Below are 25,061 nucleotides of genomic sequence, written 5' to 3'. Positions count from 1 at the left end.
TTTGAAAGGAGTAAAGGTAAACATGGTAAGACTTGGCATTGACGTAGGCGGTACATTTACAGATGTGGTGGTGATTGATGAGGCGAAAGGCACCATCAACCTCACCAAAACCCCGTCTGTACCGCAAGCACCTAATAAGGCCGTTATCAATGGGATTAATAAGATTGTTGATATGTATGATGTGGACCTGAGTCAGGTAGACTTTCTTATACATGGAACAACGGTCGCCACAAATGCACTAATCGAGCGCAAGGGTGTACCAACTGCGCTTATTACCACAAAGGGATTCCGTGATGTTCTGCATATTGCAAGGCAGTCCCGCCCAAAATTATATGATTACTTTTCACGTCGCCCTGATTCCTTTATTGCGCGGGAGTATCGTTTCGAAGTAGATGAGCGTATGCTCTATACCGGCGAGGTACAGGTCCCCCTTGATGAGGATGAAGTTCGCAAAATAGCTAAAATCCTGGTGGATGAGGGCATTGGAATTGTGGCAGTCTGTTTACTCCATTCTTATGCGAATCCTTCCCATGAACTCCGTATTCGGGATATATTGAAAGAAACTGCTCCCGAACTACGCGTCTGTCTTTCCTGCGAAACCCTTCCTGAGTATAAGGAGTATGAGAGAAGCAGCACTACAGTCATCAATGCTTATGTAATGCCCATAATTGAACAATATCTTGGAAAAATACAAAAAGAAATCAAAAAAATGGGCATTCAGTCAGATTTACATATCATGCAATCCAACGGCGGCGTAGCTACCAGCCAGGAAGCCAGCAAAAAAAGCGTCCAGACAGTTCTTTCCGGTCCGGCGGCCGGTTTGCTTGGTGGTCTCGTAACAGCAAAGATGATTGACATTGAAGATATCATCACGGTAGACATGGGAGGCACCAGCTTTGATGTTTCCCTTGCCAGCGGCGGCAAACCCTCTTATACTGTGGAAAGCGATATAGATGGTCATATCATAAAGGTTCCAATGATTGATATTAAGACTCTGGGAGCTGGCGGCGGCAGCATAGCATGGGTTGACGCAGGCGGTGCGCTGCAGGTTGGCCCTGAGAGCGCCGGTGCAGACCCTGGACCTGTCTGCTATATGCGCGGTGGTACAAGGCCGACTGTAAGCGACGCCAACGCAGTGCTTGGTTATCTAAACCCCGAATTCTTTGCCAACGGTGATATGGGACTGGATATAGAGGGCGCAAAAAAAGCAATCTATGAACATATTGCAAAACCAATGGATTTAACCGTTGAGGAGGCTGCTGAAGGAATCCTCAAGGTCGTAAACGCCACCATGGTGCGTGGAATCCGCATGGTGTCTGTTGAACGAGGCCATGACGCCCGAAAGTTTGCGTTAGTTTGCTTCGGAGGTGCAGGCCCTGTCCATGCAGTAGCTCTGGCAAAACAGATGAATATACAGAAACTAATTGTGCCTGAAGCACCTGGTGTTAACTGCGCGCTGGGTCTTCTAATGGCAGACTTCCGTCATGATTATTCAAAGACCTTTCTTCATAATCTGTGGAATCTGGACTCTGCCGCACTCAGTAAAGAATATGCCCAAATGGAACAAGGGGCGCTTATGCAACTTGTGGAAGAACATGTTCATGAAAATGATATCATATTCCATCGCTCCGCTGACCTGCGCTATAAGGGACAGGGCTATGAACTGGAATTGTCTATACCTAATATCGACCAGTACTCCGCTGAGGACCTGCGCACAATTTGTCGTGATTACAGCAATACTCACAAGGATAAATATGGCTATGCAATGGAAGATGAATTTGTGGAGATTGTCAATATCCGTTTAACTGCCATCGGTTTGCTTAGTAAACCTAAACTTGCAGAAGAACCTTATGTAGGCGAGGACTGTAGTGCTGCTATAAAAGGAATGCGACGGGTATATATGGATGGTACATATAAAGAAATAAATATATATGACCGCCGGAAATTGCGCCATGGCAACAAAATTTTCTCCCCGGCCATTGTAGAGCAGGCAGATTCCACCACAGTCCTTTTTGAAGGCTATGATGCCATCGTAGATAAATACCGTAATTTAATCATTGAACAACGGAAGGAGTACACAAATGAACCGCAAAAATGTTGATATGATTACCCTGCAGGTTATCATGAATGCGCTGTATTCAATAACCGATGAAATGAACCTGGCATTGATTCGTACCGCCTATTCTACTAATATCAAGGACCGCCGAGACTGTTCTTGCGCTATATATACAAAGAATCTTGAGGTTATCTCACAGACAGAGCTGGGCTGTCCGATACACCTTGGCATAATGCCCTCAGCTTTGGACTATGTATTCCAACAGATGTCCCTTGATGATTTAGACGAGGGAGACCATATAATATTTAACGTACCTTATCCTGTAGGTCCAGGCCACTTAAACGATATCTTATTATTAACTCCTGTATTCGTCAATGGAACAATAGAATTCATAGCAGCCAACATGGCCCATCATTCTGACCTTGGCGGATATGCTCCCGGCAGCATGGCGTCAGGCCTTAGAGAAATATATCAGGAAGGCTTACAGATTCCACCTCTTAAAATTGTTAAAAAGGGGATTGTAGATGAGGAACTTCTCTCATTCATTGTGCAAAATGTGCGTACAAGTACGGAAGTACGGGGAGATCTTCATGCTCAGATGGCTTGCAATAACGTGGGGGCCAAGCGGCTGAAGGAAATGTGCGGACAATATGGGGTGGCAAGTCTACAGAACTATATTGAAGCGCAATTTGATTATTCCGAAAAGCGTATGCGCGAAGGTTTGAAAGCTTTACCTCACGGTATATATACCTATGAAGATTACATTGAAGGTACGGAACGTACCCCACCCCTTGTAAAAATTAAGGTCAAAACCATCATTGACAATAACGGAATCCTTTTTGATTTTGAAGGAACTGACCCACAGGTGGATGATTCATTCAATAGTAATATTGCTTGCACCAGGTCTGCATGTTATTATGTAGTCAAAGTTTTAGTGGACCCAGGTCTGCCACCCAATATTGGTACATATCGTCCGATTACAGTGAAAGCCCCCTATGGCAGCGTAATAAACTGTAAGGCCCCAGCAGCGATTGCAAATTCAACCATCATAACTGCACCAAAAGTTGTGGATGTCCTAATGGGCGCTCTCTATAAAGCGGCTCCCGAGCGTTCGGCCGCAGCATCCAATGGCGTCACCAGCCTCTTTAATATTGGAGGCACGGATAGCCGTGGCAACCTCTATAACTACATTGAGACATATGCCGGAGGTCAGGGCGCAATGAAGACACTGGATGGAATGGATGCAGTGCAGACACATATGACTAACACGCGCAATGCACCTGCCGAAGTCATTGAGATGACCTATCCTCTTATGGTCCGTTCCAACTCTCTCGAGCCGGACACGGACGGTGCCGGACGTTTCCGTGGCGGGCTTGGAATGCGCAGATGTATACAGGTTCTAAGCACCAAAACCACTCTCACCTTAAGTACGGACCGTATGGCGAAGCATCCTTGGGGCGTCTATGGCGGAATGGGAGGAGGTACATCACACTGCATTCTTCAGACTCCTGATAAGGTTGTCAGAGAATTGGCTTACTCAAAAATGACGCTTCCTGTGGATACGGATACAATCGTGACCATCATAACTCCCGGCGCAGGCGGTTGGGGAGATCCCTTCACGCGCGACCCTCAGAAAGTCCTGAAAGATGTGCGTGAAGAACTGATTTCAATTGAACGCGCAAGGGATTGTTATGGGGTAGTAATCCGGAAAAAGGACCGGCATTACTCTATTGATGAAGCTTTAACAGATAAAATTCGTGCTGAGCATGTCTATGAAAAAGAGAGTTAATCAGCATATATCTTCTTGTTATTAAAAGATATGACCATATGTCTTGTGCCTGGAACAGCAGCACTTCCCAAACAAATCTAAAAAGTACCCTTGGAGCAGCGAATTCTCATCCGCTCCAGGGGTACTCTTGTATTATCACTAATCTAATAACCATCGATGCCTATTCATCCTTCCAGTGCAGATGGTGAAGACGGCCGTTCAGCTCCAGCTTCTCAAACCCATTCTGTCTCAACGCCTCATACAGCACAATGGCTGCTGAATTGGACAGATTCAGGGAGCGTATATCGCCCCACATGGGAATCCGGATGCAGCGGTCCTCATTGTCCACCAGTATCTCCTCCGGGATGCCGGCGCTTTCCTTGCCGAACATGAGATAACAGTCCGGACCGTAGGACACGTCGGAATACACCCTGTGGGCTTTGGTGGTGGCAAAATACATGCTGCCCCGGGCCTGGGGATTGCGCTCCAGGAAGTCCCCGTAATCGCTGTACACAGTCACGTCCAGCTTGTCCCAGTAGTCCAGTCCGGCCCTCTTTAACGCCTTTTCGTTGAGCTTAAAACCCAGGGGCTCGATGAGATGGAGCCTGGTCTTGGTGGCCACGCAGGTGCGGCCGATATTGCCGGTATTGGAGGGCATCTCCGGTTCTAAAAGTACAATATTCATCATGGTATGCTGCCTCTTTCCGCTATTCCCTGCCGTCCAGTCTCTTTACAAACCTTGCCATGCGCCCCAGGGCCTCTTTCAGGTTATCCAGGGAGTAGGCGTAGGAAACCCTGACAAATCCCTCTCCGCAGTCACCAAATGCAGTGCCCGGCACCACGGCTACCTTTTCCTCTTCCAGGAACCGGGTGGCGAATTCTTCTGAAGTCATGCCAAAACGGCTGATATTGGGGAAGGTATAAAATGCTCCCATTGGCTCAAAACAGGTAAGCCCCATCTCCTCATAGGCATGGAGAAGGAAACGCCTGCGCTGATTGTAGGATTCCCGCATCATGGACACATCCGGGTCCCCGTTCTTCATGGCGGAGACAGCAGCATACTGGCTGGTGGTAGGAGCGCACATGATTGCGTACTGGTGAATCTTAAGCATCTGCTCCAGGATAATATGGGGAGCAGCGGCATATCCCAGACGCCAGCCCGTCATGGCATAGGCCTTGGAGAAGCCATTGATGAGCACGGTCCGTTCCTTCATGCCCGGGAAGGAGGCAATGGTCACATGGCGTTTCCCGTTGTATGTCAGTTCGGAATAAATTTCATCGGATATCACGAACAAGTCCTTTTCCAGGACTATTTTTGCAATTTCTTCCAGTTCCTCTTTTTCCATGATAGCACCCGTGGGGTTGTTGGGGAAGGGGAGAACGAGAATCTTGGTCCTGTCTGTAATCTTCTCCAAAAGCTTTTCCGGGGTCAGCTTGAAATGGTCCTTTTCCTCCAGCTCAATGGTCACAGGCACGCCGTCCGCCAGGGTGACACACGGCATATAGGACACATAGCTGGGCTGGGGAATCAATACCTCATCCCCTTCATTTAACATGGCGCGCATGGCAATGTCAATGGCCTCGCTTCCGCCTACCGTCACCAGTATCTCCTGGTCCGGGTCATATGTAACCCCGCATCTGCGCTTTAAATATTCGCATATCTCCACCTTTAAAGGCTTTAAGCCGGCATTGGAGGTGTAGAAGGTACGGCCCTTTTCCAGGGAATAAATGCCCTCCTCGCGGATGTGCCAGGGCGTCTCAAAATCAGGCTCGCCCACGCCCAGGGAGATGGCGTCCTTCATCTCGCTTACAATATCAAAGAATTTACGGATACCGGACGGCGGTATCTTTACAATTTTATCGGATAATGGGTTTCTCATGGGGTAATCAGCATCCTTTCATCCTGCACCTGTTCACTGATAATGGTGCCGTGGTCTTTGTATTTTTTCAATACGAAATGGGTTGCAGTGCTCAAAACAGATTCCATGGGACCCAGCTTGTCGGATACGAACTGGGCAATCTGGCGCATGGTCCTGCCTTCGATTAACACGGTGAAGTCGTAGGCGCCGCTCATAAGGTACACGGAATCCACCTCGCTGTACTGGTAAATGCGCTCCGCTATCTTGTCAAAGCCCATGCCCCTCTGAGGCGTCACCTTTACCTCGATTAAAGCCACTACCTTTTCCTCGCTGGTATTATCCCAGTTAATCAGTGTGTGGTATCCGCAGATAATGTGCTCCTTCTCCATCTCCGCTATCTCGTTGGCCACCGCTATTTCGCTCTCTCCCAACAGTACGGCCAGGTCCTTAAGGTCAATTCTGCTGTTTTTCTCAATAACCGCAAGTATCTTTTCTCTCATGATATATCATCCTCCATCCTTCCATGTCTGCATGGCTTCTTAACCTGTTTTATAGTATCTTTGCCAGTTCATCGGGCTGGGGCCGTTCCAGAAATCCAGCTCCCTCCTGGCCATGGCGTATCTGTCTTACATTTCCCTCCGCCACACTTCCGATGACGTCTGCAGGAATCCCCTCTGCCTTGAGCCTTCTCACCAGCTGTCCGCCTCTGTCCGCAGCCAGAATGGCACAGTTTCCGCTGTACAGCCGGTAGGGATTCAGTTCAAACAGCTCGCACACCTCCACCGTGACCTGCCGCATGGGCATACACCTGAGGTCCACATCGATTCCCGCGTTAAATATCCCTGATAAATTCCAAAGGGCAGCTAATACGCCGCCCTCTCCTGCATACTCGTAAGCAGTGAAGGAGCAGGGCTCCTCCTTCTGCCCACCTTTTATCCATTGTTCCACGGAGTATGGCTCCGCTTCTTCCAGGCACCTTAAGAACACAGGTGAAAAGCGCGCCGTCAGAATATCCCGCTTTTCTTCCCCTATCTTTACGGTCCCTGCAAATCCGGTATAACCAGCCATCACCAAATCCTGCCCCGGCATCATGAAGCCGCCGCGCTTTTCGAATCCGCCTGGTCCCTGTCCGGCCGTCCGCATTACGGTCCCTCCACAGGAGTGACCGTGGGTCCGCCGTCAGCCGGCGCAGGGTTTGCCGCCGGTGCAGGGTCCGCTGCCGGAGCCGGACTTGCTTGGGGAGCCGGAGCCGGTTCAGGATCCGGCTGCGTCACACCCGGGCCTCCATCCACACCGGTTACCGGTGCTGTCTCCGCCGGAGCCGTATCCACAGGCGCCGTCACATCCGGCACAATGGGCAATGCTACCGGCAGGTCGGGGCCTACCCGGTAAATGGCCTTGGATGCATTGTAGGTGTCCTTGTTCAGCAGGGTCCTCTCCTGCTCCACGCCGTCCACGGTCACTACCTTCCATAATCTGGACCGGAGTCCTGTATGGGAGGACTGGACCTTGACCCTTGCTCCCGGAGCCAGGGCATTGTCCACAATGAGCTGGGGCTCGCCCGGACTGGTGCTTCCCAGGGTTTCAGACACGTATTCCACCTTCCGGTTAGCGGGTCTGGTCTCCTTGCCGTATATGGTGAAGGTAAGCTTCCTGCCGGAGGTATACCCTTCCACGTAAATAGGGGTGCTGTAATTGTTCTTTATCTTAATATCCTTGTATGTGCCTGCAATGGCCGCGTCCCTGGATGGTTTCACATACGTGACAATCATGGAGTGGTTCTGTCTCTGGACAATCTCCACCTCTGCTTCCAGGGAAGCGTTATACAGTGTGGTAGCCAGCTGGCACACGCCCCCGCCGATGCTGTCCACGACCTGGCCGTTCTCATAAGCCGCCGCTGTCTTATACCCATTGGCTGTGGTAAAAGGCTGCAGGCATTCATAGCCGGACAGGACATCCCCTGGCATGAGCACATGGCCGTTAATCTTAGCCGCGCCTACTGCCAGGTTGGTGGAGCGGGCTGCGCCGCTGCTGCTGAAATCAGTTGTATAGGTGCCCAGCACATCCTGTATGGTGGCCAGGGCATCGCTGGTAATGGCCGGCTGTTCCTCTGTTACCTGGGCCGTTACCTCTATGGGCTGGTCCAGTCCGCCCTCCAGCGCCTGGTTAAGGGCTGCCTCTGTCCCCGCCACGTCAACCACCCGTCCGGGTACTGAGTCTGTAATGACAAACTGTCCATTTTCTCTGGTTATAGATGCATTCTGGGGCTCCGCCGTGATTCCCTGGCACTGGGTATCCACAAAAGCCTTTACCTTCGCAGAATCCACTTCTGTCTCCAGTTCAATCTCCACGGGCGCTGCCGCCAACTCTTTTTCAATCATGTACTGTTTAATCAGGCTGCCGCCGGCATACTGGCTGGCCGCCTCATCAACTGCGTCTGTGTTAATCCAGTGAAAGCCCAGCTCCCCCGCCGTGGTAGCCACATCCTGTCCATCCACACTAAGGGTCACTGACTGGGCCGCCAGGCCGTCCACATATTCCTGGACCGCTGCCTTCGCCTCCTCGGCCGTCATTCCGGCCAGGCTCTGGCTGCCTGCGGTTATCCCGGCCGGCAGCACAGGCGCCGCCCAGGCAATCACTGGAAATGCCGCAAGCAGCGCCATACTGATGGCCGCTGTCAGGCCGGCATTTCCGATACGATTTCTCATAAATTCTCCTCTTTCAAACTGTAATGCAATTAATACATAAGTGCGCTTAAGGCCATAGGCACAATCATCGCCAACACTAATACAACAACAATGATGGTGGAAATGATTTTCTTGGTCCTTGGATCTCTCATATTAAGCATTGTACATTCACCTCTTTTAATAATATGCCTCAGAATCTCTTCTTTAGTCTTCCTGTTCCCCGGATATTCTTCTTGTCATCCGTCCGTACTGGGAGATAATATTGTCAATCATCCGCGACACCTCGCTGCGGTTCATGGCGTCTATCTGCACAGTTACGTCTATTCTATGACATTTTAACAAATCGTGCAAGTATTCTTTTTGCCTTTTTGTGGCCGGCTGCTCTCTTTTTGCCTTATAAATCAAGGGTTTCGCCGCAAAAGCCTCCGGATGCTCCATGCCATGGCGGGCCATCATCGCCTGATACAGCCCATGGGCCGCCTCCGCATCCGCCAGGGCCCGGTGGGCCGCGGACTGTGAAACCCCGTAAAAGGAGCAGGCGCAGGTCAGATTCCGTTTCAAAGCAGCCGGCATAAACAGCCGGCAGATACCAAGGGTATCTATCCCCTCCCGGTCAAACTCCAGCCCGCTGTTCACTGCAGCCCGTTTCAGGAAACCATAATCAAATAATATATTATGCCCCAGCAAAGGCAAATCCCCGCAAAACCGCACCACATCCCCAATCACATCCTCAATCACAGGTGCATCCTTCACCATATGGTCCGTAATCCCGGTCAGCTCAGTAATCCTCTCACCCAGCTGCCGCATTGGGTTCACCAGAGAAACAAACCGTTCCTCCACACAGCCCTCCACCACCTTCAAAGCAGCAATCTCCGTAATCTTCTCCACCCTGGCCTCCAGCCCCGTAGTCTCCAGGTCCAGGGCTATGTATGAATTCGTCATATCTTCCTCTTTCTAAAAGTCATCGTATTTCCAACTATCTCCATGCTTCTGAAAATCTTCATCCACCTGAGTAAACACCGCAGGCCAAATAAACCATATTTCAAATCAATCCTCATATTTATGACCCATTCTACTACACTTACAGCGGAAATGGAACTGGAAATAATAGAATAAAGCAACATAAGATTAATTTCTCCCCTTATGGCCGGAGGACACAGCCCGCAAAGCGGGACAGGACAGGCAGCCGGGACAGAGACTTGTCCGTAACCAGTCCCTGTCCCGGCTGCCTGTCCTGTCCCGCTTTGCGGACGAACCCCCTTACGCCATAACCCTCCACAACCCTAAAGCCGGCGCCTTCACCACATAAACCTCTTCCCCATCCTCCATTGTCTGCCATCCGTCTTCCATCTCTGAAACCGGATACCGCTTAAGCGCCTCCTTCACATCCATGAATCCATATCCAACCTGCCCTATCTCCTCTCCGGTCACATTGTCCGGATTCACTGCATAGGTAATCCGGAATCTGCCTTCTGAGGAGCTGTGTATCATATGGGCCGGCACCATGGCGGAGTCGGGGAACGCTCCATTTTCCATCAGCTCCATGGTATAAGGCGTACCCTTATACCCGTAACGGCGTATGAGCCCATCCACCTCCGGGTTCTCGCCAAAGCCCTTTATCCCCGGTGCAATGACCAGCAGTTCACCGCCGTCCTCAATCATCATCCGGGTGCGGTAAATGGCCTTGTTTCCCACCCAGGTGGTGGAAAATTCTTCCGGCTCCAGATAAGCCACCACCTTTTTTGCCCGGCGTTCCACCTGTCTGATACAGCGTCTTCCTGCCAAAGCCGCCGCATGTTCATATACCTGCCTGGAGGCACCGGTAAAGAGGCCGTGAAGGGCGGTCCTCCCCTCCTGTTCCGACGCAACGGTCAGAATATATGCCAACGGTACATTCTCAAGGAAATGCTCTTCACCATAATCAAAAATTGCCCTCACCGGCGTATCCGTATTTCCCATGATGGTTTCCAGATTGCAGAGCGCGCCCAGCATATGGGTGCCGTTAATCATGGGCCGTCCTCCCAGGCCCACCAGTATGTTCTTGGTGTAGTTGGACATGCCGATGACCTCATGGGGCACCACCTGGCCAATGGACAGTATCAGGTCAAAGCTGCCGTCCACCACGCAGTGGTTTACCTCCACCCCGATATCCCGCCGGTACCTGCCTCCGGACACCCTGCTGCAGTAATCGCCGGGCACTGTGCCGATATATACCGCGTCCTTCCTCCAGTCGTGGTAACAAAAAACGTCCTCCGGTATATCCTCCCCGAAAAACCGTATCTGTTCTTCCCGGCTCATGGCCCTGTGGGTTCCCACGGCAGGCATGATGCGGACATCGGCCTCCCCGCGGAGCCTGCGATACAGATAGGAGGTAATGACGCCGCCATAGGAATAGCAGCGGGTGATATCCGGCGGAACCAGGAGAATCCGCCCGGCTTTTGGAAGTCCTTCCAGCATACGGTCCAGCACATCCTCCGCCTGTTCGGGGGTAAGCTCCCCCGACTCTGTCTGTGCGCTGAATTCAGCTATGTGTTTCAGCATATATGAACACCCCCTACTTCTTATGCTTTTCCCTGCTGTATATAAGTACCAGCAGTACGATGATGACGCCCTGCATAATCTGGCGTCCTGCTTCCGGAATATTGACAATGGTCAGGAAATCATCCAGTATGGTCATAATGACCGCGCCTGCTATGGTGCCGATGTATCCGCCCTTTCCTCCGGTAATGGCTGTTCCTCCGATGATAACGGCCGCTATGGTCTTTGTGTTATAACTGGTTCCCACGTCCAGGAAGCTGGTTCCCGTGTAACCCACAAGAAAGAAACCGGAGACAGCCGCTATGACGGCTGATATCAGGTACACGGAAAACGTCACCCGCCCGGTATGGATTCCTGAAAACCTGGCTGCCTGCTCATTGGTACCCACGGAATATATCTTCCTTCCATAGGGCGTTTTCCGCAGCAGCACTATGGTTACGGCTGCCATGACAGCCCATATGACCACTATACCGGACAGGATGCCTATGAAGCTCTGCCCGCAGATGGCCTTCAGAAGAGGGGACGCATTTCCTTTTGGGGCACCTTTTGTGTATATGAGGAATACCCCCTGGATGACCGTACCCACGCCCAGCGTCATGATAAAGGGCGGTATCTTAAGCCAGTGGATTCCCACCCCGTTGATAAATCCCACCACCACGCCCATGGCAATCACTGACAGCAGCGCAGCGAGCAGGTTTTCATCCCGCCCCATCATGATTTGGGCTGCAATCACATTTGCAAAGGTGATGGTATTGGCAATGGATAAATCGATTCCGCCTGTCAGTATGGTCAGGTTCTGTCCGATTGCAGCAATGCCCATAAAGGACGCCAGTCTCAGGATTCCTGCCACATGCGTGGGCTTTAGATAACCCGGGGACAGAATCTGGGCTGCCAGCAGTAATACCACCAGTATAACATAAACCATGACCTGGGAACTGCCTGCATTTTTCTTGATGAACTGTATATTGGATGCCTGTCTGCTCTTTTCTTCTCCCACTTTCTTTCACCTTACCTTTCTATACTTAAAATGAGTCCCGCATGCTGCTCTAACGCTTCTTATGCAGCGCGCTCAGCGACAGGGCTGCAATCAGTATCAGACCCTGGCATATGAACTGGTAAAATGAAGAAACGCCAAACAGGTTCAGCATATTGTTGATAATGGAAATGATGAACACGCCTGCTATGGTTCCCAGGGGGTCCCCCACTGCGCCTGTCATGGCTGTTCCGCCCACCACCGTGGCAGTGATGGCATTCATGGCATAATTTTTTCCTATGGTGGCATCGGCTGAATTCATCTGTGCACTCAGGAAGATTCCTGCCATGGCGCACAGGAGCCCGGCCAGACAATAGGCCCGGAATTTTATTCTTCCCACCCGGATACCTGTGGAATAGGCTGCATTTTCACTGCCTCCAATGGCCCTCAGGGCCTTACCGTAGGGAGTGGTGTTGGCGAGACTGCGCACCAGGCAGAGAATGACAAGGAACAGCAGAAAGGGTACGGCTCCGGAGAATCCTCTGGTCAGGAACCTGGCAAAGGCCTTGTGCACACTGCCTCCCGGATTGGGCATAAGCAGCAGCGCCATGCCGTCAAACACAGCTGTGGTTGCTATGGTTACAATGATGGGCGCCAGGCGTCCTTTTGTGACGAGAGCCCCGTTTACAGCCCCGCAGGCCAGCCCCACTGCTGCCGCCGCCCCAAGGGCAGGGATAAAACCCCAGGCAGAATCCGGGTTCATGGCCAGAACGCAGACCACATTGCACAGCGCCACGATTCCTCCCAGTGACAGGTCAATGCCCCCTGTGAGTATAATCAGTGTCTGCCCCAGGGCAGCCATCAGCAGAGGAAAGGAGGAGCGCAGAAGGTTCTTAAAATTCCCCAGGGTGAAAAAGTCCTTATTAAATGCGCTTACAAAAACCATGAGCGCTGCCAGGAACACATATATGATGACTGTATGCCCATGTTTATGCCAGAAATTCTTATTCAGTCCGCCTTTCACGCTTCCTCACCTTCCTTTCTGTTCTTTTCAAGTCCCATGCCAAGCTGCATGATTCGTTCTTCTGTCAGCTCCGCTTTTTCCAGGATACCGGATATCCTGCCCTCGTACATGACAATCACCCGGCTGCTCATGCCGATTACCTCCATCATGTCGCTGGAATTCATGACAACGGCCACTCCCTGGGCCGCCAGGTCATGCATGATTTGATAGAATTCCCGTTTTGCCTCCACATCAATGCCGCGGGTGGGCTCGTCAAAGAGGATGACCTTGGGCTCTGTTGCCAGCTCCTTGCCAAGGACCACCTTTTGCTGGTTCCCCCCTGACAGGCTGGATACAGGCAGGTCCAGACCTCCCATTTTAATGGAGAGCTTTGCTGTCATGGATTCGCTGAATGCCTGCTCCGCCTTTTTGTCAATGAAGCAGCCCTTCATTCGTTTTTTCATGCTGGATACGGACAGGTTGTGACGGTTGGAAAGTTCCAGCATCAGTCCCTGGTTCTTCCGGTCCGAGGGCACCAGGGCGATTCCGTTTGCAATGGCCTGGCCTGCGTTTCTTATGTTTACCTGTTTGCCATTTACAATCATTTCCCCCTCAGACAGGGGATAGAGTCCGCTGATGGAATTAAGCAGCTCTGTCTGTCCGTGTCCCTGCAGTCCGGCCACCCCCAGTATCTCCCCCCTATGTACCTGAAAGCTGACCCGGTTCAGCTTATGGCCTGCATCCGCCAGGTTCTTTACCTCAAAGATAACCTGGCTTTCATCCACTTCACATACGGGCGGCGGAAATACATTGTTCAGGGAACGCCCTACCATCATCCGTATCAAATCATCCTCATTTATCTCGTCCATGTTTCTGGTCCCTATGTAGCATCCGTCCTTGAATACGGTAATCCGGTCGCCCAGCTCAAACAGCTCCTCCAGGCGGTGGGAAATAAAGATAATGGTCTTTCCGTCTGCAATCAGGTTGTGGATAATCTGATACAGCTGCTTTACCTCCTTCTTGGCCAATGCGGATGTGGGCTCGTCCAGGATAATCAGCTCCGGGTCCCTGACCAGAATCTTAAGGATTTCCGCCATCTGCTGTTCAGCTACCGGCAGGCTTTCTACCACGGCATCCGGGTCAATATGGATTCCATAGCGGTCCATGGCCTCCTGAATGCGCTTTTTGATTTCCTTTCTGTTGATTCTCCCCAGACAGGTAACCGGCTCCTGGTTCAGGTAGATATTCTCCCAGACCGTCATTTCCCCCACCAGGGTCAGCTCCTGGAACACCATGGCGATTCCCAGTTTCTGGGACTGCTCAGGATTGCGGATAACCACCTTTTTGCCGTGGAAATATATTTCCCCTTCATCCGCCTCATGGATTCCTGCCAGAATCTTAAGTATGGTGCTCTTTCCGGCCCCGTTTTCCCCGGCCAGCACATGGACTTCCCCCTTGTTGCAGGAAAACTGTACACGGTCCAGGGCCGTTATTCCGGCAAACCGTTTTGTTATATTGACCATTTTTAAAATCTCTTCAGCCACTGTTAACCTCCTTCTCTCTCCGGAACAGACATGGTCCTTATGTGGAAAACAGGCCGATTTCCATCGGCCTGTCCATAATCCCCAGTTACTGCGCCTGACTACTTGTAAAGCTTCTGAAGAGTCGCATCGTCCAGCTCTGTAAGTACCCAGAAGCTGTCTGGCATATCCGCACGGTAATACTGGTCTACGTTTTCTTCTGTTACAGTCTCAATATCCATGACCACGTTCTCCGGGATTTCCTCGCCGTTTAAGGCTTTGATGACAACGCGCAGAGCCTCGGCGCTGGTATAGGTGGGATTGGATGGCGCTATACAGGACAGCCCCTTATCCTTGTTCTCAATCCATGCGCGGATAGCGCCATTGTTGCCCTCGCTTGTCATGGGAACCAGGTCACGGCCAGCTGCTATGAATGCATCAATTGCCCCCTGTGTCATGGCGCCGCCCTGTGACCATACGCCGTCGATTTCCGGATAAGCGGACAGCATGGATTCCATGGCAGCCTTGCCCTGTGCATAGTCCCAGGATGCGTTAGCGGAGCCCAGAATCTCAATATCGGGATACTGTTTGAACACTTCCTCAGCACCGCCCCAGCGCAGGGAGTCGGTGGCTGTTCCCGCGATACCGTTCAGAACCACAATCTTGCCCTTGCCTTCCAGCTTGTCCACCAGCCACTCTGCACCGATACGGCCGAATTCCTTCTCATCTATACCTACCGTGGCAACCTGCTCGTCTGTCTCTACCACGTTGTCAAAGGAAACAACCTTGATTCCAGCCTCGGTTGCCTCTTCTACCACAGGTGCCAGGGCCGTGGGGGAAGCAGCCGTGATGACAATGGCGTCCACCTTCTTTGTAATCAAATCCTGCATGTCGCTAATCTGCTTGTTGATATCCTCATTGGAATTGGTGATGTAGTATTCGCTTACCACTCCCTCTGCCTTCAGCTTTTCCGCCTCAGCCACAAACTCCTGCTCCATCTGGGCCCTCCATGAGTTGCCGATGGAATAGTTGCACAGGGCCACCACATATCCTTCCCCGCCGGCTGCCTCAGACGAAGCCTGGGCCTGTGTGGCCTCTTCCTTCTCTTCTTTCTTTTCCTCCTGGGCCGCTGCTGCTGTGGTCTCTGCCGCTGCAGGCGCTGCCGTTGTCTCCGCTGCTTTCTGCGAACCGCAGGCGCACAGGCCCATTGCCATTACTGCTGCCAAACCTACTGTAAACATTTTTCTCATAATTCATCTTCTCCTTTTTTTCTTTCTAACATAATACCCGTTATACGGGAGTTACTTCTGGCTGTCAAAGAACAAACGTCTGGCGTTGTCCGCCATAATCATCTGCCGGTGGGACTCCGGTATATGGCTGCAGTGCTTCTCCACCAGATGAATCAGCTGCCTCATGGTCCCATGGTTCAGCATGCCCGGATAATCCGAAGCCCACATCATTTTCTCCGGTCCCACATGGCGGTAACAGGCCTCTATGATTTCCACGGAAGAGGGCCAGGGGTATTCCTCATCAAAATACACGGGTACGGTGGAGGTGTCGATGTAAACATTGGAATGGTTCTTTACCAGGTTAAGCACTTCCCTGTAATTGGATTCAGGCATCCCCTTCTTAAAACAGGCATCCGCCCCCATATGGCACAGGACAAAGCTGATATTGGGATAGGCTGAGGCCAGGAAACCCACGTCCCCAATATCCTCTGTGCGGAACATGTGGATGAACACCGGCTGCCGGTATTGGTTGCAGCAGTCCCACACAGGGGCCAGCCCGGAATCCGAAAGGCGGGTTCCCGGAGCGCACTGGAAGGTGCTGTCCACCTCCACCTTAAAACCAAACAGAATTCCCTGGTCATAGATGGATGCCAGTTCGCTGGCAGCCTTCTGTCCTTTCATTATGTCAACCAGCGCCACGCCTCTCAACCGGTCCGGATACTGTTTGACGCTCTCCGCAAAATACCGGTTGTGGTATCCGTAATAGGGATTGGGCATGAGAACTGCTTTCTCAATGCCGCACCAGTCCATGTAGGCGATGAGCATTTCCGCCGTACTGCGGGTCTGTTCAAAGGAGGGAGGCAAAAACTGCACTTCCTCATTTCCTATAAAAACCCGCCCCAGATTAGCGGAGGACATGGGCTGTCCCTGGGTGATTCCCGCCACCCGTTCGTATATGTGGGCATGAATATCAATTACATCCATCTAACTCCCCCTACCTGTATGTTTGTGTATATTGCACTTTAACAGCACTGTTTTTCGGATGTCATTAGTATACTATGACCATATTTTTATGTATATATGATTTGATTGGAATATGTTTTGATTTCATCCTATCTTATTGACGCTCCCTGTAAATCGTGATTTAATGATATCAGTCCAGCCGTACATGACTGAACTGTTGCATTCGGATGATATCTTTATCGTAAGGAGGGATTTTATGTATCAGTTGTTATCGTATCCCATAAAACAGGGGCAGCCCACCTGGCCCGGCAACCCCACATTCAGCCTGGAACCGCATACCTCCATTGCCGGAGGCGACACGGCCAACACCTGTACCATCCATCTGTTCAACCACTACGGAACCCATCTGGACGGACCCATGCATTTTTACGGAAAGGGCATTTCCCTGGACCAGGTTCCCTTTGAGCATTTTTTCTTTCACAGGCCCCTGCTTCTGGACATACCAAAGGAACCGGGAGAAAAGGTCATGCCTGAGGACCTGATTTCCCACAGTGAGGACATAAAAGACGCTGATTTGCTTTTAATCCGCACCGGCTTCTGGAAATACCGCAGTGAAAAGCCTGAGGTCTATGAACACAACGGTCCCGCTGTCAGCAGCCAGCTGGCCGCATACCTTCAGGACCGCATGAGCCATCTGAAGGCAGTGGCCCTGGACTTTGTATCACTGGCCTCCTACAGCGATACAGAGGACGGCGACCTGGCCCATCAGACCATGCTCGGCATGTACCACAACCACTACATCTGTATCATTGAGGATGTGAATATGGAAGGGCTCCCGTCCGGTTTTCTGAGAAAGGCAGCCGCCATCCCTTTGATAATTGAAGGCATTGACAGTTCACCGGTTACCATGTGGGCGGAGTACTGATGCCTATGTCACGGTTTATGCTGCATTTTAAGACGCGGTCCAAGTCACTGCTTAAAAAACACTGGTGTCTCCTTATCATCTGCTCCCTATGCATTATCCTGGGAATAACCCTGTATGACACCTCCAACCAGGCTGTAAACTGGGAGCCGGAGCCGGCTGACAGCTCCGGCCTCCATGTGGGATTTTCCCAGATAGAAACCGACAATCCATGGAGAACCGCCCAAATCAACAGTTTCCGCGAGGCCCTGATTCCCAATGGGATGGACTTTATCTACCACGAGCCTGAGGACTATTCCGTCCAGTGGCAGCTGGAGGATATACGCAGCCTGATTCGGGAAGGAGTGGACTATCTGGTTATCGTGCCTGCGGACCTGTCGGCCCTGACCCCGGTGCTCCAGGACGCCAAGGATGCAGGCATTCCCGTCATCCTCATAGACCAGTCAGCCGAAACCATTGACCAGAGCTACTATGTGTCCCTTATTTCCGCGGACTATCTGAAGGAGGGGCAGATTTGCGCCGGTCTTCTGGCGGATAAATTCGGGAATCAGCCCTGCCGCATCGTGGAAATCTACGGCACCGAAAGCTCGCCCGGAGCCCAGGCACGTTCAAAGGGATTCCATCAGGCCCTTATGCAGTATCCCAACATGGAAATCATTGATGTGGAATACGGTAATTTTGACCGTGTAACAGCCCAAAAAGCAATGGAAAACGCCCTTATCAAAGCCGCCAACCGGGGCCAGACCATAGACGCTGTCTTTGCCCACAGCGATGAGGACGGTCTGGGAGCCCTCCAGGCCATCAAGGTGGCCGGGCTGCCGCCTGGGGAAATCGCCATTGTGTCCATCAACGGCATCCAGGATGTGTGCAAGGCCATCATTGCCGGGGAATATCTGGGCACGGTGGAGAGCAACCCCCGCTGGGGATTCATCGCAGCCTTCCTGATTCAGCAGATGGAACGTGACTGCAAGCCCTTTCCCATGGTTATGATTCCCTATCAAATCATCACGGCTGAGAATGCGGCCGAGTATGCGCTCACCGCTTATTAATAGCAGCCCTTAGAACGGTTGCTATGTAATACCGGAAAGGAAACGGGATTCATGAAAAAATTCTTCCGACAGCTTTCATTCCGCAGGAAACTGCTGATTTCCTTTGTAACACTGTCCTGCATCCCTGTGCTCCTGGTGGGGATTGCCGCCTATCATCTCTATACCAATTTCATCATTAACATGACGGAAAAGTCCTCCATCGAAACCATTGACCTGGTCTGTGATGATATTGACAGTCTGCTGGGCGATGCCTGGAGTCTCTGCGGCATGCTGACCGGCGACATCAAGATGCAGAAATACCTGCGCATGGATTTTGACTCCATCCGCGACCAGTATTCCAATGACCTGGCGGGCAGCATGGAACTGGCCTCCATCTCCACCTACCGCAAGGATATCTTCGGGGTGTATGTATTCGGCCAGAACGGGGGGCGTTACAAATCCAACTACTACTCCTTCAAATCAGAGGACCAGAGGGAAACTACCTGGTACAAAACCATAGCAGGCAGCGAGGAGGCCACCTGGTTCCCTTCCCACGAAGGCAGCTTCATTGTCCGCAGCTCCATCAGTGACAACTTTATTACCGTGGGTCAGCCGGTGGTGGACAAGGCTTCCGGTATGGTTAACGGTATTGTGGCGGCCGACATCAAGGAGGACGCCATTACTGAGAAAATCAAGCACAGCCTCAACAACGGGGTCATCTGCATCATTGACCAGGAGGGCGGCATCCTGTTCCGCTCCAATGCAGGCAACGACCTTCACTATCCCATTGATATCTCTCCCAGCCTGGTATCCCATATTCTGGAATCCACCGGCTCTGCCGTGGGAAAATCCATGGTTGTGCCTGACAGCGGGTACCTGGTGGTGAGCCGTACCCTGATGAATTCCAACTGGCGGATTGCAGGCATCATAGACCGGGGATTCCTGACCCAGAACAGCAAGGACATCACCCATATTGTCATGCTGCTTCTTCTGATTATTGCCTTTTCCTCCCTGTATGCGGCCATGCTCATATCCCAGTCCGTATACAAGCCAGTGCAGATTCTCTACCGAATGATGGAGGATGTGGAAAACGGGGATTTCTCTGTCCGCTACACCTATCACTCCTCCGATGAATTCGGACGGCTGGGCAAAAATTTCAACCAGATGCTGGAACGGATTCAGAAGCTTATCAACCAGATTTACGAGGAGCAGAAAAAGCTTAAGAATTCAGAGCTAAAGGCCCTCCAGGCCCAGATACAGCCCCATTTTCTCTACAATTCCCTGGATTCCGTCATGTGGCTGCTGAGGATGGACAAAAACAGGGACGCGGAAAAAATGCTCAACGAGCTGTCCACGCTGTTTAAGATTTCCCTCAGCAAGGGAAATGAAATCATCACCATAGAAGAAGAGCTGCGGCACATAAGCAGCTACCTGTTCATCACCAATATGATTTACAGCAAGAAATTCGAATATGCCATTGAATGCGACCCTGTTCTGTATTCCTACCGTACCCTTAAGCTGCTCTTACAGCCTCTGGCTGAAAATGCCATTGCCCACGCAGTGCCCATGCCGGGGCAGAAGGTCTTTATACAGGTCCGCATTTACGAGGACGAGGACAGCCTTGTGCTGTCCGTACAGGATATCAGCAGGGGCATGGACCGTGTTACCCTGGATGGCCTGCTGAGGCAGCTGGACACAACTGCCCACCCGGACCGGAGGGACTCAGGGTACGGGCTCTACAATGTCAATGAGCGGGTCCATATCCTCTTTGGAAGCAGCTACGGCATTACCATCACGTCGGAGCAGGATTTTGGCACCGAGGTAACTGTAAGGATTCCAAAACTGAAAGGAGATGATACATATGTTCCAGGCAATGCTCTGTGATGACAATGAAATCATACTGGAAGGCCTGTCCCGTCAGATTGACTGGGAGGGGCTGGGTATCTGTCTCTCCGGTACTGCTGCCGACGGGCAGGATGCCTGGAACCAGATGAAGGCTAATCCCCCCGACATCCTTATCACCGACATCCGTATGCCATATATTGATGGACTGGAGCTGTCCGGGCTGGCAAAGGACTTAAACCCCAATATCGTGATTCTCATTATCAGCGCCTATGATGACTTTGAATATGCCAGGACAGCCATGCATCTGCGGGCCCTGGATTACATACTGAAACCCATTGACCTGGAGGCCATGAACCGGATTCTGTCCAATGCAGTCTCCCACTGCCAGCAGTTCCACCACGACAAGCGCCTGATGGCCACCCAGCTGCTGCGCAACATGGCGGTCCAGGAAACAGCGGCAGCAGAGGGGGACAGCGTGTGGACTGAACTGGATTTGGAGCCTGGTTCGTGGTGCTGTTACATACAGGTGGAGCTGGACGAGCACAGCCTAAGCAAGCTGTCCGACGACATCCGGTACGCCTCAGAGCGCAGGTTTTCAGCCCTGAACCAGATTCTGCTTAAGGACAGCCTTTATTTGCTGGAATCCCATCAGTACAGCTACAGCGTCTGTCTCACCGCCCGGTCCGGAATGGAGTTGAGCGTACAGCGCAGAATCCTGGTGGACTCCATACGCAGACAGTTTCCCTACGAAGGAAGCTATTGTGATGTGAGCATTGCTTCGGGCAGCATTGTCCAGGGAATCCACAGGCTCCACAAAAGCGTGAAAACCTGCCATGAGGCATGCAAGCTGCATTTTATCAAGGGCTCCAACGCAGATATCTTTTACGAGGAAGTGGAGTCCTATATCTGCAAGGGGCCGGAGGACAGCCATGGATACCCCATCCCGGATACCCGGCTCATTACTTTCATCAAGGAGCAGAATAAAGAAGGGATTACCCAGGAGCTGGAGAAGTTAAAGACGTGGCTCTATCAGAAGGGAAGCGAAAGCTATCTGTATATGACATTTTCCCTGGGAAGCTTCTATACCCATCTGATGAAGGAACTAGGTGAATCCGGAATCAATCTTCAGGACATATTCCGCAATCCCATTGAGGAATTTAAGAAGGTGGCCGCCGGAGGCACCCTGGAATCCAACATTGAAAATCTGAAGCTGAACCTGTTCAAAATATGCGACAGCATCCGCATCAATAAAAGCCGTTACGGAAGGCTCATAGACCAGGCCCTCCTGTACATCCAGAACCACTACATGTCCTCCTCCTTTTCCATTGAGGAGGTGGCCGGGGCGGTCTGTTTAAGCACCTCCTATTTCAGCACGGTGTTTAAGAGCGAAACAGGCATCACATTTACAGATTATCTGATAAAGATACGGATGGAAAAGGCCAGGGGACTGCTGGAAAATACCAATATGAAAATGTATGAGATTTCATCCAGGGTGGGATATGAAAATGCGGCCTATTTCAGCGCCGCATTCAAACGATATTATGGAAAGTCGCCTTCGGAGTTCCAAAGCCGGAGGTAAGGGGATTGCTCTAGTCTTCCCTGCCCGGACATTCCTCCCGCAGGAAACAATCCCGGCATTTAGGGCGTCTCGCAATGCAGATGGTGCGGCCCAGGGTTATGATATGTATATTCCACAGAATCCAGTGGTCCTTTGGCAGCACCTTCATCAGGTCGTATTCAATCTTTTCCGGCTCCTGCTCTTTTGTAAGGCCCAGCTTCCTGGATATGCGCTTCACGTGGGTGTCCACCACAATACTTGGTTCATTGTATATGTTCCCCCGTATGACATTGGCTGTCTTGCGTCCAACGCCGGCCAGGGAGGTCAGTTCCTCTATGGTCCCGGGCACCTCTCCCCCAAACCGTTCCACCAGGTCCCGGCAGCAGGCGATGATATTCTTCGCTTTCATGTGATAAAACCCAATGGAATGGATATCCTGCTCCAGTTCCTTTAAATCCGCCGCGGCAAACTTCTCCAGGGTATCGTATTTCCGGAATAAATCAGCTGTGACGATATTCACCCTGGCATCTGTGCACTGTGCGCTCATGATGACCGCAATCAGCAGCTGCCAGGGAGTCTCATGATTCAGGTAACACCGGTATTCCGTACCGTATTCCCGGTCCAGTGCAGCCAGAATACGTTCAATGCGGGCTGCCTGTTCTGCTTTTGTCTCCCTGCCAGCTTTTTTTCCGTTCCCTGGTTTATCTGTAATGGTGTCTTGCTGCATATATCCAATCCTTTCATGGCAACATTTTCGTTGTATTTACAACATCTAAATCTCTGTCACTGTACCCTGTCTGCCCTTGCATTATAGGTCAGCGGGTCCCTGTGCCTGTAATCAAACAGCACCAGGCTTCCGTCGCCCATGGCCTCAATATGGGCCATTTTACTCATCTGCCTGGAATCATACCCTTCATAATCCGTAAGGTACCGGGGCGATTCCTCCTCCCTCTGGAAAAACGCCCGGACAGCCTGTTTATAGGGACTCTGGTCGCGTGCAAAGGAGGGACGGCTTTTCACATTTTCCCTGAGATACAGGTCATACATAAGGAGGTCCCTGAACATTTCCATAACAGAAGCATCCCTCTGCGCTGCCTCATGCCTGGCTATGATACTGTAAAGTATCTCGTATCTGGCTATCCGGCTGTGACTGATGCCGGCAAGACGGTTTTCACGGTAAAATGCAGCCATATCCAGAAACATCTCATAGGGTGAGCCGTATCTTGCCGCAAGCGCAGTCAGGGTATGGACAAACTGTCTGCTGTTATAATACACCTCCACCATGTCCTCCACGCCCTTCAGTTCCAGAATGTCGCGGTAAGACAGCCATCTGGTGGAAAGGACCTCATAGGGCGGCCTGGAGGAGTATCTCAGCTCATAGGAGGATGCCATTTCTTCCATATAAGAGCCCTTCAGCACCTTCAAAAATCCCAGCTGGAGCTGTTCCGGCTCCATGGAATATACCTGGTTGAATGAATGCCGGAAACATTCCAGGTTCTCATGGGGCAGACCTGCAATCAGGTCCAGATGCTGGTGGACATTATGTCCCCTGTTGATTGTACCGGTAATACGGCGTATCCCGCCGATATCAGTCTTGCGGCGTATGGTCTTAAGTGTGGCCGGATTCGCGGACTGGACGCCAATCTCCAACTGTACCAGGCCGGGGCGCATCTGTCCCAGAAGTTCTATTTCCTCCTCATCCAGAAGGTCAGCTGCAATCTCAAAATGGAAATTAGTCACCCCGTTATCCTGCCTGCGGATAAACTGCCATATGGCCATGGCATGTTTTTTATTGCAGTTAAAGGTCCTGTCCACAAATTTTACCTGGGGCACCCTGGCCTCCAGAAAACAGGACAGCTCATCAAACACCAGCTCCAGGCTTCTGAACCGTACGCTTTTATCAATGGAGGACAGACAGTAGCTGCAGGAAAAGGGACAGCCCCGGCTGCTCTCATAGTAAATAATGCGGTGCTCCAATTCCTTTATGTCCATATGCTTATAAGGAAAGGGAATCCGGCTCATATCCATGGCCGGACGGATGCCGGTGTCTGCCAGCGAACCCTCTGGAAGACGGAAGGCAAGTCCTGGTATATTCTCCAGGCCGGCTTGTCCGTTTACCCGGCGTTTTCCACTGCCGCCCTCTTTTCCGGCCCACTTATCCACATAATATCCGGTCAGCTGTGCAAAGGTTTCCTCTCCCTCCCCCTTCATGATGCCGGTTACCTCCGGCATACTGCGAAGCACCCCTTCTGCGTCAAAGGATACCTCCGGCCCTCCCAGCCATATGGGGACATCCGGCAGTATTTTTCCTAAGTCCGCAGCCAGATATCGGATATATTCTATATTCCAGATATAGCAGGAAAAGGCGATTACGTCCGGTTCCCTTCTGTATATATCCTGGAGAATCAAATCCAATTGATGGTTGATGGTATATTCAGCCAATTCAACAGACGGGGCGGCAAAGCCCTCTCCTCCTGCTCCAAAAGCCTGGTCTGCATAGGCCTTCAGGCTGTAAATCCCCAGATTGGAATGTATATATTTAGCATTGACAGCCGCCAGCAGTATTTTCATGGGACTATACCTCTAGCTCAATTTTATGGCCTGTTGACTGGTATTGATAATAGCGCACGCCTGCTGCGTTCAGCATGCGCTTGGACGCCTTTACCGCTGGCGTGTCCGCATATTTATCCTCCCTGAATACAATGGTCTTGATTCCGGCCTGGATAATGGCCTTGGCGCACTCATTGCAGGGGAACAGGGTTACGTAGAGCTTGCTTCCCTCCAGGCTTCCGCCTCTGTAATTAAGGATAGCATTTAACTCACTGTGTGTGGAGTAGAAATATTTGGAATTATAAGGGTCCTCTTTCTCGTTTTCCTTGCCCCAGGGAAATTCGTCGTCCGAACACCCCTTTGGAAAACCATTGTAGCCCATGGACAGAATCTTATTGTCCTGGCTGACAATACAGGCTCCCACCTGGGTACTGGGGTCCTTGGAACGTCTGCCCGACAGCAGGGCCACCCCCATGAAATATTCGTCCCATGTTATATAATCAGCGCGTTTTCCTGTCATCTTTTTCCTCCTTTATCTTTTTTCCTCTGTCTGTGAATGGAT

General features: G+C 51.4%; 21 protein-coding genes. 6 read left to right on the top strand and 15 right to left on the bottom strand.

Annotated elements, in window-relative coordinates; translation table 11 throughout:
* Nucleotides 1-22: 22 nt before the first annotated feature.
* Nucleotides 23-2,101: a hydantoinase/oxoprolinase family protein gene (locus tag I2H39_RS20915; protein WP_195627436.1), complete on the top strand. Its 2,079-nt coding sequence runs from the start codon at nt 23-25 to the stop codon at nt 2,099-2,101.
* The gene (locus I2H39_RS20910; protein WP_195627435.1) at nt 2,082-3,845 is read left to right on the top strand and encodes a hydantoinase B/oxoprolinase family protein; all 1,764 of its coding nucleotides are present in this window, start codon (nt 2,082-2,084) and stop codon (nt 3,843-3,845) included. Before I2H39_RS20915 ends, I2H39_RS20910 begins: the two co-directional genes overlap by 20 nt.
* A gap of 160 nt (nt 3,846-4,005) precedes the next feature.
* Here the strand turns inward: I2H39_RS20910 and I2H39_RS20905 are convergent, their stop codons facing one another.
* The 12 genes from I2H39_RS20905 to I2H39_RS20850 form a co-directional block, all read right to left on the bottom strand.
* On the bottom strand, nt 4,006-4,509 hold the full coding sequence (locus I2H39_RS20905) for a tRNA (cytidine(34)-2'-O)-methyltransferase (RefSeq protein ID WP_347563792.1): 504 nt from the start codon (nt 4,507-4,509) through the stop codon (nt 4,006-4,008).
* A 22-nt stretch (nt 4,510-4,531) separates the two neighbouring features.
* Nucleotides 4,532-5,704 (bottom strand): aminotransferase class I/II-fold pyridoxal phosphate-dependent enzyme, encoded by a 1,173-nt coding sequence (locus I2H39_RS20900; RefSeq protein ID WP_195627434.1) that lies wholly within the window; start codon nt 5,702-5,704, stop codon nt 4,532-4,534.
* Nucleotides 5,701-6,183, bottom strand: coding sequence for an Lrp/AsnC family transcriptional regulator (locus I2H39_RS20895; RefSeq protein WP_138306538.1), 483 nt, complete (start codon nt 6,181-6,183; stop codon nt 5,701-5,703). The genes I2H39_RS20900 and I2H39_RS20895 overlap by 4 nt, the downstream gene beginning before the upstream one ends.
* A gap of 49 nt (nt 6,184-6,232) precedes the next feature.
* Nucleotides 6,233-6,826, bottom strand: a complete 594-nt coding sequence (locus I2H39_RS20890; RefSeq protein ID WP_195627433.1) for an AIR synthase — start codon at nt 6,824-6,826, stop codon at nt 6,233-6,235.
* Nucleotides 6,826-8,391, bottom strand: a complete 1,566-nt coding sequence (locus I2H39_RS20885; RefSeq protein ID WP_195627432.1) for a VanW family protein — start codon at nt 8,389-8,391, stop codon at nt 6,826-6,828. The genes I2H39_RS20890 and I2H39_RS20885 overlap by 1 nt, the downstream gene beginning before the upstream one ends.
* Nucleotides 8,392-8,574: 183 nt before the next feature.
* Nucleotides 8,575-9,312: a 3'-5' exonuclease gene (locus I2H39_RS20880; protein WP_138306535.1), complete on the bottom strand. Its 738-nt coding sequence runs from the start codon at nt 9,310-9,312 to the stop codon at nt 8,575-8,577.
* Between the two features lie 318 nt (nt 9,313-9,630).
* Complete coding sequence (locus I2H39_RS20875) at nt 9,631-10,911, bottom strand: lactate racemase domain-containing protein (protein ID WP_195627431.1); 1,281 nt, start codon at nt 10,909-10,911, stop codon at nt 9,631-9,633.
* Between the two features lie 13 nt (nt 10,912-10,924).
* The gene (locus I2H39_RS20870) at nt 10,925-11,905 is read right to left on the bottom strand and encodes an ABC transporter permease (protein ID WP_195627430.1); all 981 of its coding nucleotides are present in this window, start codon (nt 11,903-11,905) and stop codon (nt 10,925-10,927) included.
* Between the two features lie 49 nt (nt 11,906-11,954).
* Complete coding sequence (locus tag I2H39_RS20865) at nt 11,955-12,905, bottom strand: ABC transporter permease (protein WP_138306532.1); 951 nt, start codon at nt 12,903-12,905, stop codon at nt 11,955-11,957.
* A complete protein-coding gene (locus tag I2H39_RS20860) occupies nt 12,902-14,428 on the bottom strand; it encodes a sugar ABC transporter ATP-binding protein (protein ID WP_138306531.1) in 1,527 nt (508 codons plus the stop codon). The genes I2H39_RS20865 and I2H39_RS20860 overlap by 4 nt, the downstream gene beginning before the upstream one ends.
* A gap of 98 nt (nt 14,429-14,526) precedes the next feature.
* Nucleotides 14,527-15,654: an ABC transporter substrate-binding protein gene (locus I2H39_RS20855; RefSeq protein ID WP_138306530.1), complete on the bottom strand. Its 1,128-nt coding sequence runs from the start codon at nt 15,652-15,654 to the stop codon at nt 14,527-14,529.
* A 51-nt stretch (nt 15,655-15,705) separates the two neighbouring features.
* Nucleotides 15,706-16,617 (bottom strand): amidohydrolase family protein, encoded by a 912-nt coding sequence (locus tag I2H39_RS20850; protein ID WP_195627429.1) that lies wholly within the window; start codon nt 16,615-16,617, stop codon nt 15,706-15,708.
* Nucleotides 16,618-16,852: 235 nt separating this feature from the next.
* Between I2H39_RS20850 and I2H39_RS20845 the strand changes: the two genes are divergently transcribed.
* The 4 genes from I2H39_RS20845 to I2H39_RS20830 are packed head-to-tail and all read left to right on the top strand — an operon-like array spanning nt 16,853 to nt 21,970.
* Nucleotides 16,853-17,521, top strand: coding sequence for a cyclase family protein (locus I2H39_RS20845; protein WP_138306528.1), 669 nt, complete (start codon nt 16,853-16,855; stop codon nt 17,519-17,521).
* A 5-nt stretch (nt 17,522-17,526) separates the two neighbouring features.
* On the top strand, nt 17,527-18,567 hold the full coding sequence (locus I2H39_RS20840; protein ID WP_227147018.1) for an ABC transporter substrate-binding protein: 1,041 nt from the start codon (nt 17,527-17,529) through the stop codon (nt 18,565-18,567).
* A gap of 51 nt (nt 18,568-18,618) precedes the next feature.
* Nucleotides 18,619-20,430: a sensor histidine kinase gene (locus tag I2H39_RS20835; RefSeq protein WP_138306526.1), complete on the top strand. Its 1,812-nt coding sequence runs from the start codon at nt 18,619-18,621 to the stop codon at nt 20,428-20,430.
* A complete protein-coding gene (locus tag I2H39_RS20830) occupies nt 20,408-21,970 on the top strand; it encodes a helix-turn-helix domain-containing protein (RefSeq protein ID WP_195627427.1) in 1,563 nt (520 codons plus the stop codon). The genes I2H39_RS20835 and I2H39_RS20830 overlap by 23 nt, the downstream gene beginning before the upstream one ends.
* 10 nt (nt 21,971-21,980) lie before the next feature.
* Here the strand turns inward: I2H39_RS20830 and nth are convergent, their stop codons facing one another.
* From nth to I2H39_RS20815, 3 genes are read right to left on the bottom strand one after another with little or no spacing between them, the layout of a single operon-like run.
* Complete coding sequence (gene nth / locus I2H39_RS20825; protein ID WP_138306524.1) at nt 21,981-22,676, bottom strand: endonuclease III; 696 nt, start codon at nt 22,674-22,676, stop codon at nt 21,981-21,983.
* Nucleotides 22,677-22,732: 56 nt separating this feature from the next.
* Nucleotides 22,733-24,520 (bottom strand): DUF4080 domain-containing protein, encoded by a 1,788-nt coding sequence (locus tag I2H39_RS20820; protein WP_195627426.1) that lies wholly within the window; start codon nt 24,518-24,520, stop codon nt 22,733-22,735.
* Nucleotides 24,521-24,524: 4 nt separating this feature from the next.
* Nucleotides 24,525-25,019 carry a dCMP deaminase family protein gene (locus tag I2H39_RS20815; RefSeq protein WP_138306522.1) on the bottom strand — a complete coding sequence of 165 codons (495 nt, stop codon included), beginning with the start codon at nt 25,017-25,019 and terminating at the stop codon, nt 24,525-24,527.
* Nucleotides 25,020-25,061: the final 42 nt, after the last annotated feature.

The organism is Clostridium sp. 1001283B150225_161107_B6 (genome assembly GCF_015556325.1).
Classification (GTDB): domain Bacteria; phylum Bacillota; class Clostridia; order Lachnospirales; family Lachnospiraceae; genus Enterocloster.
This window is presented reverse-complemented; position numbering and strand designations above follow the sequence as displayed.